At 73.2% G+C, this 13,209-nt stretch carries 13 protein-coding genes; 5 read left to right on the forward strand and 8 right to left on the reverse strand.

Annotated elements, in window-relative coordinates:
* Positions 1-75: 75 nt before the first annotated feature.
* Positions 76-777, reverse strand: coding sequence for an IclR family transcriptional regulator (locus H6H00_RS14650; protein WP_185721793.1), 702 nt, complete (start codon positions 775-777; stop codon positions 76-78).
* Between the two features lie 55 nt (positions 778-832).
* Here H6H00_RS14650 and leuC point away from each other — a divergent pair, with 55 nt between their 5' ends.
* The 3 genes from leuC to H6H00_RS14665 all read left to right on the forward strand — a co-directional run bounded on the left by leuC (position 833) and on the right by H6H00_RS14665 (position 3,785).
* Positions 833-2,245, forward strand: coding sequence for a 3-isopropylmalate dehydratase large subunit (leuC, locus tag H6H00_RS14655; RefSeq protein WP_185721794.1), 1,413 nt, complete (start codon positions 833-835; stop codon positions 2,243-2,245).
* Entirely contained in the window at positions 2,245-2,832 is a 588-nt protein-coding gene (gene leuD, locus H6H00_RS14660) for a 3-isopropylmalate dehydratase small subunit (RefSeq protein WP_185721795.1), read from the forward strand. The genes leuC and leuD overlap by 1 nt, the downstream gene beginning before the upstream one ends.
* A 389-nt stretch (positions 2,833-3,221) precedes the next feature.
* Positions 3,222-3,785 carry an HU family DNA-binding protein gene (locus H6H00_RS14665; RefSeq protein WP_185721796.1) on the forward strand — a complete coding sequence of 188 codons (564 nt, stop codon included), beginning with the start codon at positions 3,222-3,224 and terminating at the stop codon, positions 3,783-3,785.
* Positions 3,786-3,822: 37 nt separating this feature from the next.
* Here H6H00_RS14665 and H6H00_RS14670 read toward each other — a convergent pair whose 3' ends face one another.
* From H6H00_RS14670 to H6H00_RS14680, 3 genes are read right to left on the reverse strand one after another with little or no spacing between them, the layout of a single operon-like run.
* Positions 3,823-5,046, reverse strand: coding sequence for an FAD-dependent monooxygenase (locus H6H00_RS14670; protein WP_185721797.1), 1,224 nt, complete (start codon positions 5,044-5,046; stop codon positions 3,823-3,825).
* A complete protein-coding gene (locus H6H00_RS14675) occupies positions 5,043-6,197 on the reverse strand; it encodes a lipid II:glycine glycyltransferase FemX (protein WP_185721798.1) in 1,155 nt (384 codons plus the stop codon). The genes H6H00_RS14670 and H6H00_RS14675 overlap by 4 nt, the downstream gene beginning before the upstream one ends.
* The gene (locus tag H6H00_RS14680; RefSeq protein WP_185721799.1) at positions 6,194-7,351 is read right to left on the reverse strand and encodes a lipid II:glycine glycyltransferase FemX; all 1,158 of its coding nucleotides are present in this window, start codon (positions 7,349-7,351) and stop codon (positions 6,194-6,196) included. Before H6H00_RS14680 ends, H6H00_RS14675 begins: the two co-directional genes overlap by 4 nt.
* A 130-nt stretch (positions 7,352-7,481) precedes the next feature.
* Here H6H00_RS14680 and H6H00_RS14685 point away from each other — a divergent pair, with 130 nt between their 5' ends.
* Positions 7,482-8,174 (forward strand): class I SAM-dependent methyltransferase, encoded by a 693-nt coding sequence (locus H6H00_RS14685; RefSeq protein WP_185721800.1) that lies wholly within the window; start codon positions 7,482-7,484, stop codon positions 8,172-8,174.
* 13 nt (positions 8,175-8,187) lie between these two features.
* Here H6H00_RS14685 and H6H00_RS14690 read toward each other — a convergent pair whose 3' ends face one another.
* Positions 8,188-9,462, reverse strand: coding sequence for a nucleotide sugar dehydrogenase (locus H6H00_RS14690; RefSeq protein ID WP_185721801.1), 1,275 nt, complete (start codon positions 9,460-9,462; stop codon positions 8,188-8,190).
* Between the two features lie 59 nt (positions 9,463-9,521).
* Between H6H00_RS14690 and H6H00_RS14695 the strand changes: the two genes are divergently transcribed.
* Positions 9,522-10,547: a right-handed parallel beta-helix repeat-containing protein gene (locus H6H00_RS14695; RefSeq protein WP_185721802.1), complete on the forward strand. Its 1,026-nt coding sequence runs from the start codon at positions 9,522-9,524 to the stop codon at positions 10,545-10,547.
* Between the two features lie 17 nt (positions 10,548-10,564).
* Here H6H00_RS14695 and H6H00_RS14700 read toward each other — a convergent pair whose 3' ends face one another.
* From H6H00_RS14700 to H6H00_RS14710, 3 genes are read right to left on the reverse strand one after another with little or no spacing between them, the layout of a single operon-like run.
* Positions 10,565-11,611, reverse strand: coding sequence for a GNAT family N-acetyltransferase (locus H6H00_RS14700; RefSeq protein WP_185721803.1), 1,047 nt, complete (start codon positions 11,609-11,611; stop codon positions 10,565-10,567).
* Positions 11,608-12,579 carry a glycosyltransferase gene (locus H6H00_RS14705; RefSeq protein WP_255425753.1) on the reverse strand — a complete coding sequence of 324 codons (972 nt, stop codon included), beginning with the start codon at positions 12,577-12,579 and terminating at the stop codon, positions 11,608-11,610. The genes H6H00_RS14700 and H6H00_RS14705 overlap by 4 nt, the downstream gene beginning before the upstream one ends.
* Positions 12,576-13,208 carry a sugar transferase gene (locus H6H00_RS14710; protein WP_255425754.1) on the reverse strand — a complete coding sequence of 211 codons (633 nt, stop codon included), beginning with the start codon at positions 13,206-13,208 and terminating at the stop codon, positions 12,576-12,578. The genes H6H00_RS14705 and H6H00_RS14710 overlap by 4 nt, the downstream gene beginning before the upstream one ends.
* Between the last annotated feature and the right edge of the window lies 1 nt (position 13,209).

Consider the following 13,209-nt stretch of genomic DNA (forward strand, 5'->3'; position numbering starts at 1 on the left):
CGTCGCCGGTCCTCACCCTGCGTGCAACTGCGACACGGTATCGGGTCCCCGATGACCCTTTCGGTCGGGTGTCGGCTACAGCCGGTGTTGCAGGGCCTCGGCGGCGGCGAGCAGGTCGGCCGCCCAGCGCACGCCCGGGCGTCGCCCGATCCGGTCGACGGGCCCCGACACCGACACCGCGGCGACGACGTGCCCGCTCCCGTCGCGGACGGGGGCCGACACGCTCGCGACGCCCGACTCGCGCTCGGCGACGCTCTGGGCCCAGCCGCGCCGCCGGACGTCGAGCAGGACGCGCTCGGTGAAGGTGGCCTCGCCCAGCACCGCGCGCTGCACGGCGGGCTCGGCCCACGCGGCGAGCACCTTGGCCCCGGACCCCGCGGTCATCGGCAGCCGGGAGCCGACCGGCACCGTGTCGCGCAGGCCGCTCGCGGGCTCGGCCGTGGCCACGCAGACGCGCTGCGTGCCGTCGCGGCGGTAGAGCTGCACGCTCTCGCCGGTGATGTCGCGCAGCCGCGGCAGGACGGCCGCGGCCGCCTCCAGCAGCGGGTCCGCGCCGCCCGCGGCCAGCTCGGCCAGCGCGGGGCCGGGGCGCCAGCGCCCGTCGGCCCCGCGGCTGAGCAGCCCGTGGACCTCGAGCCCGACGGCGAGGCGGTGGGCGGTGGCGCGGGGCAGCCCGGTGCGCTGGCACAGCTCGGCCAGACCGCACGGCTCGGTGGCCACGGCGCGGAGCACGCCCACGGCCTTGTCGAGCACGCCGATGCCGCTATGCTGTCTCACACCGCGATACTAGCGTCCCAACAGCTGGACGGTAACACTAGACAGGGGCTCAATCATGGCGCGCACTCTGGCCGAGAAGGTGTGGGACCTGCACCTCGTCCGCGAGGGGGAGGGAAACGAACCGGACCTCCTCTACATCGACCTGCACCTCGTGCACGAGGTCACCAGCCCGCAGGCGTTCGACGGTCTCCGCCTCGCCGGCCGCCCGGTGCGCCGCCCGGACCTCACGCTGGCCACCGAGGACCACAACGTCCCCACCAAGGACGTCGACCTCCCGATCGCCGACCCCGTCTCCCGCACCCAGGTGGAGACGCTGCGCAAGAACTGCGCGGAGTTCGGCGTGCCGCTGTACCCGATGAACCACGCCGAGCAGGGGATCGTGCACGTCGTCGGCCCGCAGCTCGGGCTGACGCAGCCGGGCACCACGGTCGTCTGCGGCGACAGCCACACCTCCACGCACGGCGCGTTCGGCGCGATGGCCTTCGGGATCGGCACCTCCGAGGTCGAGCACGTGCTGGCCACGCAGACGTTGCCGCTCAAGCGGTTCAAGACGATGTCGATCACGGTGAACAGCGCCGACGGCACGCTGCGGCCGGGCGTCACGAGCAAGGACGTCGTGCTGGCGATCATCGCGCAGATCGGCACCGGGGGCGGGCAGGGCTACGTGCTCGAGTACCGCGGCAACGTCATCGAGAACCTGTCGATGGAGTCCCGGATGACCATCTGCAACATGTCGATCGAGGCCGGCGCCCGCGCGGGGATGATCGCCCCCGACGAGACGACGTTCGCCTACCTGAAGGGCCGCGACCGCGCGCCCGCCGGCGAGGCGTGGGACGAGGCCGTCGCCGCGTGGCGCGAGCTGCGCACCGACGACGACGCGGTGTTCGACGCCGAGGTCACCATCGACGGCGACGCGCTCACCCCGTTCGTCACCTGGGGCACCAACCCGGGGCAGGGCCTGCCGCTGGGCGAGTCCGTGCCCGACCCGGCGCAGATCGTCGACGAGAACGAGCGCGTCTCCGCGGAGAAGGCGCTGACCTACATGGGGCTCACGGCCGGGCAGCCGCTGCGCGAGGTCGCCGTCGACACGGTGTTCGTGGGCTCCTGCACCAACGGCCGGATCGAGGACCTGCGCGCCGCGGCCGACGTCATCAAGGGCCGCACGGTGGCCGACGGCGTCCGGATGCTGGTGGTGCCCGGGTCGATGCGGGTGCGGTTCCAGGCCGAGGAGGAGGGCCTCGACGAGGTGTTCACCGCGGCGGGGGCCGAGTGGCGCTCCGCGGGCTGCTCGATGTGCCTGGGCATGAACCCCGACCAGCTCGCCCCCGGCGAGCGCAGCGCGTCCACGTCCAACCGCAACTTCGAGGGCCGCCAGGGCAAGGGCGGCCGCACCCACCTCGTGTCGCCGCTGGTCGCCGCCGCGACCGCCGTCCGCGGCACCCTGTCGAGCCCGGAGGACCTGGTCTGATGGACGCCTTCTCCACCCACACCGGAATCGGTGTGCCCCTGCGCCGCGCCAACGTCGACACCGACCAGATCATCCCGGCGGTCTACCTCAAGCGCGTCACGCGCACCGGGTTCGAGGACGGGCTGTTCTCGGCCTGGCGCAACGACCCGTCGTTCATCCTCAACCAGGAGCCGTTCGACCGCGGCTCGGTGCTGGTGGCCGGGGCCGACTTCGGCACCGGTTCCTCGCGCGAGCACGCCGTGTGGGCGCTGATGAACTACGGCTTCCGCGTCGTCATCTCCTCGCGGTTCGCCGACATCTTCCGCGGCAACTCCGCCAAGGCCGGCCTGCTCGCGGCGCAGGTCGCCCAGCCCGACGTCGAGCTGCTGTGGAAGCTGCTGGAGAACCAGCCCGGCACCGAGATCACGGTCGACCTCACGGAGAAGACCGTGCAGGCCGCCGACCTCACCGTGCCGTTCGAGATCGACGACTACACCCGCTGGCGGCTGCTCGAGGGCCTCGACGACATCGGTCTCACCCTGCGCCACGAGGGCGACATCACCGCGTTCGAGGAGGCCCGCCCGGCCCGGATGCCGGTCACGAGCTGACCGGTCGGCGGCTCGCACGGGCCCGGTGCGCCGGTGTCCGTCGCCGGCAGCGCCGGGGAAGGTCCGCGAGGTCCGGGACCGGCTGGGTCGTGCCGTCGACACCCCGGTCCCGGCAAGTCCGGCCGTCGGTCCGGCGGCGCCCGGCGTCGTGGGAGGGGGCTGGGTCGGCCGGTCCGCTGGCCGCAGGGCGGCGGCGCGCGGTCTTCCCGGCCAGGGCCGCGGGCCGACACCGTCCGCGAGCAGGCCGGTGGTCGTGCAGGGCACGCGCGACGTCGCCCGACGTCCGGGCGCTGTGCGGCAACGGGTTCCGGGTGAATCTGTTGCCGCACAACGGATTCCCCCGCGTGTCCCTGGCGCGAGGCCCTGACCTGCGGCTAGCGTCTCGATTCATGAACAAGACGCAGCTCGTGGACGCGCTCGCATCCCGCATCGGCGACCGGCGGACGGCGGCGACCGCGGTCGACGGCCTGCTGGCGACCATCGTCGACACCGTCAGGGGCGGCGGCTCGGTGTCGATCACCGGTTTCGGGGTGTTCGAGCCCCGCGCCCGCGCCGCGCGCGTGGCCCGCAACCCGCGCACCGGCGAGACGGTCCAGGTCGCCGCCACCACCGTGCCCGCCTTCCGGCCCGGCGCCGGGTTCCGCACGGCCGTCGGCGGGACCGCCGCGCCCGCCCCGCGCGCCACCCCCGCCCGTCGCCGCTCGGCCGCCGCCGATCCTGCCGTCGCCGCACCGGCCGCCCCGGCCCGCAAGGCGGCCAGGGCCAAGGCATCCTTCGCGGCAGCCCCGGCCGCGTCTCCCCAGTCCGCGGCCCCCAAGGCGGCTCCCAAGACCGCGGCCGGGAAGTCCAAGGCCGCGTCCAAGGCGAAGCCGGTGAAGGCAGTACCGGAGAAGCCGGCCAAGGCGGCCAAGGCCGTTGCCGAGAAGCCGAAGAAGGCCAAGGCGAAGAAGTAGGCCGACGACGCTCCGGAGCGCCTGCGGGTCGCGCCGACTACCGCCGCCGGGCCTGTCGCGCGTAGCGGCGCTTCGCGGCGCTGATCGCACTCCGGGCCGCCCGGCCCACCCGGTGTTGGGTGGCCAGGTGCAACCGATAGCCGAGCCCGGACCGCTGCAGCTCCGGGGAGCTGCCGTCGAGCGACACGGCCCGCCTGCGGCGCAGCGAGTAGCCGACGTCGACCGGCTCCAGACGGAGGTGCTGGTCGGCGTTCTCGAACCACGCCGCACTGCGCGCCGCTTCCTCCTGCAGTCGGGCGACCGAGGGTCTGCGGAACTCCTCGTAGGATCCCAGTGCCGCCTCCAGGCCGCCGGGGGCCGAGTCCAGGGCGCGCGCCAGGACCATCGCGTCCTGCAGCGCCAGCTTCGTACCGGACCCGACGGAGAAGTGCGCGGTGTGCGCGGCGTCCCCGATCAGCACGACGTTGCCGGCGTACCACCGGGAGTTGGCAACGGTGGTGAAGCTCCGCCAAGCCGCGGGGGCGCCCCCGCCCGGCGGCCTGCCCCGCAACGCGTGCCCGCCCAGGTGCCGGGTGAAGATCTCCGACAACCGTTCGACCGCGGCATCGGCGGGGGCGGTGTCGAAGCCGAGCCTGCTCCAGGTCGAACGGGAGCACTCGACGATGGCCGTGCTCGCGCCAGGCCCGTACTGGTAGCCGTGGAACCACAGCCACCCGGCCTCGGTCGGCTCGAAGGCGAACGTGAAGCTCGGGAAGGGCGCCGCCGTCCCGAGCCAGGCGTGCATGTTTGTGCCCGACACCTCGGTCGTGCCGAAGGCGGCGGCCCGATCGCGGCGGAGCCGGCTGCCGTGCCCGTCGGACAGCACCACCAGGTCCGCGTCGCCGAGTCCGTCCAGGGAAACGACCTCCCGCTGATACTCGATCACGACGCCCAGCTCGCGCGCCCGGCGCGTGAGGATGCCGAGCAGCGCGTGCCTGCTCATCCCATAGCCGTACCCGCCGAGGTGGACGGGGGGCCGGTCTCGGATGCGCACCTGCTGGCCGGCCCAGCGCACTGACGCGGCCCGGATCTCCCGCGCCGTGGGCGGGTCGTGGTCGTCGAGCCCGGCGAGGAGGTCGTCCCAGTAGCCGAAGCCCCAGCCGTAGGTCACGTCGGGCAGGTTCCGCTCGACCACGGTGACCTGGTGGCCCGGTTCGCGCAGCGTGGCCAGCACCGCGAAGTACAGCCCGGCAGGGCCCCCGCCGACACAGGTGATCCTCACGGGCGCGCCTCCGAGCGGGTCGAACCGTTGCTGCGCAGCGCGATCCGGGCGCGGGTGAGCAGCGACCGGCCGAGTGGGCTGCGGCGGGCTGCGTCGTACGCCAACCGCAGGGGCGCCGGGCGGATGAGCTCGACCGGCGGAGGGTACCGGAACGCGGCCCCGCCGAAGGCCATCTTGGCCCGGTCCGCGCTCGGCCACGACTCGTCGTCCCGGACCCCGCCGCCGATCGCGTCCCGGAGCGTCGCCTCGGCGAGGCCGCCGAAGTCGATCCACCGGAAGCCCGAGCGGCGGGCCCACCTGATGATCTCCCAGCGGGCGGCGGCCGGCACGCTGAGTCGCCGTCCGTCGCCGTCCCGGTCGAAGCCGCACAGCTTGCCCCGGACGGTATCGCCACACATCGTGACCAGGTCGGCGCTGACGGGAACCCCGTTGACCTCACCGATGAAGAGCGCGGCGTGGTCGGTCCGGGTGAGCTCGGCGAACAGGGTCGTCAGATACCCGAGGTGCGGAGGTCGCGCGTACCCGCGGGCCGTGGCCGCCCGGTACATCAGCTCGGCGAGCAGCGGGACGTCGCGTTCGTCGCCCTGCCGCACCGTCACCCCGCGGTCGGCCCATCGACCGGTCCAGTACCGCAGGCGGCGGGACAGCATCCGGCGGAGCTCCGCCTCGTCGACGGCCAGGTCGATGCGCATGGACCCCGCCGGGGCGATCCCGGCGGCGGACGGCCGGAAACCACGGGCGACGAGTGCGCGGCTGACGTCGTCGGCGCCCTCGGGTGGCTGCACGAAGAGCATGCGCATGCGGCGGAGGTCGGCGAGTGCCCGGGACAGTGCCCCGATGACCTCGGCGCGCGCCTCGGACTCGAGCGCCGTGACGGGACCGTAGGACACGTACCCCACACAACCGATCCCTCGCAGTCGACGGGTCAGGACCAGCGCCCCGCCCACGAGAACGCCCTGGTGACGGGCGAGCACGTAGAGCGGTCGGAACCGTTGTGTGCCGCGCACGCGTGACCACACCGACAGCTGGGTGACGTCCGTGCCGTGCGTGGTGGCCACCAGTGCGTCCCACTCGGCGATCGTGTCGTCGTCCGGGGCGTCGACACACTCCACCACCACGGCGGAGGTGCGCGCTCGAAGGGGCTCGATCATGCGGGGTCCCGGCTGCTCGGAGTGCGGGGGGCGGTCGCGGTGCCGCCGCGGATCCTGCGCTTCGTCCGATCCAGCATCCGTCGGCCGCGAGACGACCGACGGACCACGTCGTAGAGGCCGCGGACAGCGATCGAGGGCACCAATTCGACCGCGGGCGGGTAGCGGAACGGTGCGCCGCCGAACTTCACCTTGTACCGGTCCGGCCCGGCGAGTGCCTCGATGTCGACACCGCCCTCGGCGAACAGCACGTCGATCGAGGACGCCTGGAGCCCCCCGAAGTCGAACCAGCGGTGGCCGTTGGCCTTGGCCCATCTCATCGACTCCCACCGGATCGCCCCGGGCACGTTGAGGTGTGATGCGGTGCTCGAACGGTCCAGACCCACGAAGCGGACCTTCGCCGAATCACCGCACACCGTCACGACATCGGCGGCCACGGGTTCCCCGTCGACCTCGCCCACGAAGACGATCGCCCGACCCGTCTCGACGAGTTCGCGGTGCAGGATCTGCAGGTAGCCGGGGGAGAAGGGGGTGAAGCCCTGGTGCCGGGCGGTGTCGGCGAGCAGCTCGGCCAGCATCGGGAGATCCGCGACATCCCCCTGGCGAACGCTCACCCCGCGGGCGGACCACTGGTTGGTCCACGTCCGCAGACGCCTGCTGAGGCCCTTGCGCAGCTCGTCCTCGGTGGCCGTGAGGTCGACCCGCAAGGACGCGGCCGGCGCCACGCCGGCGTCCGACCTGCGGAAGCCGCGCCGCATCAAGGTGCGGGACACCTCGTCCCCGTCCTCCGGTGGCTGCACGAACATCATCCGCGTGCGCCGTCGCGCGACCTGCTCCAGCGCGGCACACACCGTCTCGAGCACCGCCGCGCGATCCTCGCCGTCGAGATGGCTCCCGATCAGCGGGCCGTAGGACACGTAGCCGACCCGCCCTCCCAGCGGCAGGCGCTTGCAGAGCACGAGCGCGCCGCCGACGAGCTCGCCCCGCAGGCGGCCCAGCACGTAGATCGGCTCGAAACCCGCCTCACCCCGCAGGACCGACCAGCCCGAGAGCTGCGCCACGTCGCCCGCGCGTTCGCGGACGACCAGCGCGTCCCACGAGGCGAGGACCTCGGGCCCGGGGTCGACCGACGCCGTCACGGTCGGGTCGTCATGCACGGCCGCACCCCGCAGGGTTCGTCGACGGGTCAGGGTAACGACCGGGGCTCGCCGGCGAAGCACACTGGAGAGGAGGATGGCTCCTCCACCGCCGGGCCCACCCGCCCCGTCGCCCACCGCAGGAGATCGCATGCTGGGTCAGTTCCTCGTCTCCCTGGCCAAACCGCCGTACGTCGCGGTCAGACGGGCCGTCACCGGCGTGCTGTTCGAGCGCCGCTACGGCGTCACCACGGCGGGGGCGCGCAGCCGGGAGGAGCTCGGATTCTCCGACGAGGAGTACAACCGCTACCTCCCCGCCGGGCTGACCAGCCTGCGCCGGATCCTGCGTCGCAGTGAGGTGGGGTCGGACGACGTCTTCGTCGACTTCGGTTCCGGCATGGGTCGGGTCGTACTGCAGGCCGCGCTCGCGTACCCGTTCCGGCGCGTGGTCGGCGTGGAGCTGTCGACCGAACTGCACGAGATCGCCAGCGGGAACCTCGAACGCAACCGCGACCGCCTGCGCACGCGCGACGTCACGCTCGTCCATTCCGACGTCCGCGACTTCGCGATCCCCGACGATCTGACGGTCGCGTTCCTCTACAACCCCTTCGGCGGGGAGGTGTTCGCGAACGTCGTGCACCGCCTGATCGAGTCGGCGGACCGGGCCCCCCGAACGTTGCGGGTGATCTACGGCAACCCGGTGGAGGAGGAGGCGCTGCTGGCCACCGGCCGGTTCGAGCAGGTGCGTCGGTTGTCCGGCATGCGACCGACCCGGGAGTGGGCGCGCTCCAACGCCTTCGTGATGTACCGACTCGTGCCGGCGCCCGTCCACCGGGACCACTGATCTCCCCATTCCGCTACAGCCGATCCGTGCCCGGCTCGTCGAGCCGATGCCGGGTGTCGAGCACACGACGGGCGTGCCGGCCCACCAGAGCCCAGTCGACCGCGTCGTGGTCGGTGAGGACGACGATCAGATCGGCCGCGGCCAACCGCTCGTCCGTGCACTCCACCAGCACCACACCGGTCGGGACCTGGTCGGCGTCGATCAGCGGGTCGACGGCGAGCACGGTCGCGCCGAGGTCCACCATGCGGTGCGCCACCGTGATGGCGGGGGAGTTGCGCGCGTCGCCGGAGTTGCGCTTGTAGGCCAGCCCCACGAGCAGGACGGTGCTGCCGTTGACGGCCTTGCGGTCCCGGTTGAGGTGCGCGGTCGCCCGCGTGACGACGTAGTCGGGCATGTGCTCGTTGACGTCGTTGGCGATCTCGACGAACCGGAAGTTCTGGCCGAGCGTCCGCCGCACCTGCCACGAGAGGTAGGACGGGTCGATCGGCAGGCAGTGTCCGCCGACCCCGGGTCCCGGGACGAACGGCATGAACCCGAACGGCTTGGTCCCCGCGGCGTCGATGACCGACCAGACGTCGATCCCCATACCGTGGCAGAAGATGGCCAGCTCGTTGACCAGCGCGATGTTGACGTGCCGGAACGTGTTCTCCAGCAGCTTCGCGAGCTCCGCCTCCCGGGTACCCGCGGTCGGCACGACCCGGTCCACCAGCCGCTCGTAGAAGGCAGCCACGGTCTGCGCGGACGCCGGGTCGACCCCAGAGACGATCTTGGGGGTGTTCCGGAAGTTCCAGGTGGGGTTGGACGGGTCGATGCGCTCGGGGCTGTAGCCGACGTGGAAGTCGCGGCCGGCCCGCAGCGGGCCCTCGGCCTCCAGCAGCGGGACGAACACCTCCTCCGTCGTGCCGGGGTAGGTGGTCGACTCGAGCACGACGCAGCACCCCGGCCGCACGTGCGGAGCCAGTGTCGTGGCGGCGGCGCGGATGTAGGAGAGGTCGGGTGCGCCGTCGCGCAGCGGGGTCGGCACGGTCACGACCGCGACGTCGAACCCGGTCAGGTCCCGATCCGCGGCGGTCGGATGGAACCGCTCCGTGGCGAGCGCCGCGGCGACCTCGGCGTCGCTGACGTCGTCGATGTAGGTCAGGCCGTGCCGTAGACGGTCGATGCGCGCCTTGTCGATGTCGTACGCGACCACGTCGAACCCGGCCTCGACGGCGCGGACCGTCAGCGGCAGGCCCACGTAGCCCTGCCCGATCACCGCCACCCGACGGGGCTGCTGGGGGGCTGTCATGGGTGTCTCCTGTCGGTCGTGGTGCCGGCGGCCGCGGGGGCTGCCTCTACGATCGCGGCATGCGGCGTGCACGGGTCGGGCTGGCGGTCGCCGCCGTGATCCTCTCGGCCTGCGGCGTCCCGCCCGCCCCGCCTGCCCGTCCGGACGGGTGCACCGTCGAGGCGCTGCAGCCGGAAGCGGCGCGCACGGCGCTGGACGTCGCCGCCCCCGGCACGACGGTCTGCCTCGTCGGCGACGGGTTCCGGGGCATCGAACTGGTGGTGACGCGGTCCGGTACCCCCGATCTGCCGATCGTGCTGCGAGGGGACGCGACGGTCGTGCGGTCGGTCGTCGTGGACGCCGATCACGTCGTCGTCGAGGGGCTGACGACCGTGGGAGGCGACGGTGTCGTCCTTGCGGGCTCCGGCATCGTGGTGCGGGACAACGAGGTCCGCGACTCGGCCCTCGACGGCATCTCCTGCGAACGCCGCTGCGGCGATCTCGTGGTCGAGGGCAACACGGTGACCGGCACCGACGGCAGCGGGATCATCGTCGAGGGTGACCGGATCGCGGTCCGGGACAATACGGTGAGCGGCTCGGTCCGACGGGACGCCGGGGACGCGGACGGCATCCGGTTCTTCGGCACCGGCATCGTGATCAGCGGCAACACGGTCCGGGACATCAAGGACGACGGTTACGACGACCCCCCGCACACCGACTGCTTCCAGACCTACGACAACAGCCGCCCACCCACCGTCGACGTGGTGATCAGCGGCAACGTGTGCCGCAACGTCGACCACCAGTGCCTCATCGCCACCGCCGAGGAGGCGGGGCTGGACGGCTCGGTCGGCCGGTCGCACGGCATCGTGTTCACCGACAACGTGTGCGACGTCGAGGGCTCGCAGGCGGTGCTGGTCCAGTGGTTCCCCGGTGTTGTGGTGCGCGGCAGCACCTTCTCCGGACCGGGCCTGGACCGGGCCGCGATCTTCCTGGACGGGTCGACGGGGGCCGGGTTCTACGGCAACGTGGTACCGCCCACGGTGGCCGCCTTCGAGCTGGACGAGTCGTCCCGCGTCGGGTTCGGCACGGACCGGCCGACGGAGTAGTCGAGTCGTCATCGTCGTCAGCAGAACAGGCCGTAGAGGGCGGCCCCGGCCCGCGCGGTGACCGCGTCGGGGACCGATTCGTCGGTGAACAGCGCGGTGAGCGTCCCCAACAGGCGCTCGGTGTCGGCGCGCCGCCCCAGCGGCGGACCGCCTGCGTTCAGCGTGAGGATCCGCCGCTCCTCGGTGGCCCACTTGCGCTTGTACCCGACCAGGCCGGGCTGGTCCAGATCGGACAGGCCCCAGTCGAGGTGCGCGAGCCCGCGGGCGTGGGCCCACCGGATGAGGGCCCAGTGCAGAGCGTCGTTCGGGCGCAGCGGCAGCGTCGCCGCCTCCGACGCCCCGAACTTGTAGTACACGGTGTCCTGCCACACGAGGTACATCGCGCCGGCCACGGGACGCCCGTCGACCGTCGCGAGGGCCGTGCGGATGCCGTCGAGGGGGGCGAACGCCTTCCAGATCTGCTCGAGGAACCCGCGGGGCTGGGCCAGCAACCGGTACTTGTGCTTGCGCAGCGCGACGTGCAGACCGTGGTAGACGTGCACCGCGTCTATATCGGCACCGAGGTGCACCTGCACCCCCGCCCGCTCGGCCGTGGCGATGTTGCGGCGGGTCTGCGGCCGGAACCGCCGGTGCAGGTCCTCGAGCGACCCGGCGAGCGGGGTCCGGTGCCACGCCGCCGCACCGGTCGTGGTCAGCCGCCCGTCGCCGGCCGCGGGTGACCCGTCGAGGCAACGGAGCGTGAACGGGAGGTCCCCGGCCAGTGCGTCGGCGGAGACGGCGGCCCAGGCGGCGGCGTCCGCGACGATCGGGTCGGCCCGGTCGCAGAAGGGCAGGGCGAGCCGGCGCCGTCCGCGCAGGTCGTCGACGTCGACCCAGCCGAGGCCCGCCGTCGGAACCCCCGCGCCGTCGACGGCGACCGCGGCGGTCGGCTCGAACCCGTAGGTCTCGCAGACCGCCCCGATCCACGGCGGCGAGGTGAACAGCCCGCCCCCGGGTCCCGCGGCCAGCGTCGCCCATCGGGGGTCGATGCGCGGGTCCACCCGCGCCGCCGCCGGGGGGTTCACGACGCCAGCTCGAAGGCGGGCGGGTGGGCGCTGCGCACGACGGTGTCCATGGACGCCACGAGGTCCGCGGCGGTGAGGGTCTCCGGTTCGCAGCGCGCCGCCAGACCGCGGCGGACCAGCTCGTCGGCCAGCTCGCCCTGGTGGTCGTCACCGGCCTCGCCGAGTGCGGCGCGGCGGGTGGCGAGTACCGGGAAGCGGCCCGCGGCCAGGGCGGCCAGCGCCGAACCGGTGCCGGCATGGCTCACGACGATGTCGGCGGCAGCCAGCGCGGCGCCGAGCTCGACGGCCGGGAGGAACGGCACGGCGTCGATCGGCAGGCCGTCGGTCGGGGTGCAGCCGGTCTGCCAGAGCACCTCCACGGGGAGGCCGGTCGCGGCGGTGACCGCACCGCCCGGGCCGAGCAGCGGCACGAGACGGCTGATCAGGCGGCGGAACGGGAACTCGGCCGCGGTGCCCACGGTGACCACCGCCCGGAGCACGTCGGCGCGGGCCCGCGGCGTCGCCTCGGCCCGGTAGCTGTCGAACACGCTGCCCGTGAAGCTCCACCGGGATCCCGCCCAGTGCGGGTACTGGGTGTAGCGCCGGACGCGCGGGACGCGCTGCAGGAGCCTTCCGGTGACCGACGGCGCGGCCACTCGGGCCGCGCTCTCGATGTAGTGGCACTCGACCCCGCGTGCTGCGAGGTAGGGCAGATACCCCAGTGCGATTCCCGAGCCCGTCGAGACGACCCGGGTGATGTCGTACCGCCGCCACAGGCGGTGTGCGCTGGGGAGGCAACGGACGACGTCCGGCAGGTTGCGGACCCGGACGTACGGGACGAACTCCACGTCCCGCCCGCTCAGCAGGGAACGGCTCTGCGCGTTGGCGTGGGTGACCCAGAGCTCGCCTGCCGAGGCCGGGATCCGGGCCGCCAGGTTGGCGAGCTGTTCGAGGTGGCCGCCCGTGGTGGCCACGAACATCGTCGTCATCGGGCACCGTCTCCGCGGATCATCGAGGGGATGGTCGCTGCCAGGATCCGCAGGTCGAGCGACAGCCGTCTGCGGCGCACGTAGTCGACGTCCATCCGGAGCATGTCGAGCGTCCCGACCGTGCTCCGGCCGTTCACCTGCCACAGGCCGGTGAGGCCCGGCCGCACGCTGAACCGGTCGGCGAACTCGGGAGGGAACATCTCGGCCTCCCAGTCCAGGCACGGACGGGGGCCGACCAGGGTCATGTCGCCGCGCAACACGTTCAGCATCTGCGGGAGCTCGTCGAGGCTGGTCCGGCGGAGCAGCCGCCCGACCCGGGTGATCCGCGGATCGGCGTCGATCTTCCAGCTGCCGCCCGCCGAGGTGTCCTCACCGCGGATCTCGGCCGCAATGAGCTCGCGCAGCCTCGCGTCGTCGCCACCGACGCGCATCGACCGGAACTTGTAGAAGGTGAACGGCCTGCGCCCGGCGCCGACCCGCGGCTGGCGGAACAGCGCGGGGCCGGGAGTGTCGATCCGGATCGACACGGCCAGCATCAGCAGCAGCGGGGCGAGGACCACCAGGGCCAGCCCCGAGACGGCGATGTCGACGGTTCTGCGGACCGCGCGGTCCCAATCCGCGCGCCGCACG

It is taken from the genome of Pseudonocardia petroleophila (assembly GCF_014235185.1).
GTDB classification, from domain to species: domain Bacteria; phylum Actinomycetota; class Actinomycetes; order Mycobacteriales; family Pseudonocardiaceae; genus Pseudonocardia; species Pseudonocardia petroleophila.

Excerpts from the sequence above, each read along its gene's own strand:
- H6H00_RS14705 (WP_255425753.1), bottom strand. The coding sequence starts at position 12,579 with ATGACGACGATGTTCGTGGCCACCACGGGCGGCCACCTCGAACAGCTC.
- leuD (WP_185721795.1), top strand. The coding sequence starts at position 2,245 with ATGGACGCCTTCTCCACCCACACCGGAATCGGTGTGCCCCTGCGCCGC.
- H6H00_RS14665 (WP_185721796.1), top strand. The coding sequence starts at position 3,222 with ATGAACAAGACGCAGCTCGTGGACGCGCTCGCATCCCGCATCGGCGAC.
- H6H00_RS14690 (WP_185721801.1), bottom strand. The coding sequence starts at position 9,462 with ATGACAGCCCCCCAGCAGCCCCGTCGGGTGGCGGTGATCGGGCAGGGC.
- H6H00_RS14685 (WP_185721800.1), top strand. The coding sequence starts at position 7,482 with ATGCTGGGTCAGTTCCTCGTCTCCCTGGCCAAACCGCCGTACGTCGCG.
- leuC (WP_185721794.1), top strand. The coding sequence starts at position 833 with ATGGCGCGCACTCTGGCCGAGAAGGTGTGGGACCTGCACCTCGTCCGC.
- H6H00_RS14695 (WP_185721802.1), top strand. The coding sequence starts at position 9,522 with ATGCGGCGTGCACGGGTCGGGCTGGCGGTCGCCGCCGTGATCCTCTCG.
- H6H00_RS14675 (WP_185721798.1), bottom strand. The coding sequence starts at position 6,197 with ATGATCGAGCCCCTTCGAGCGCGCACCTCCGCCGTGGTGGTGGAGTGT.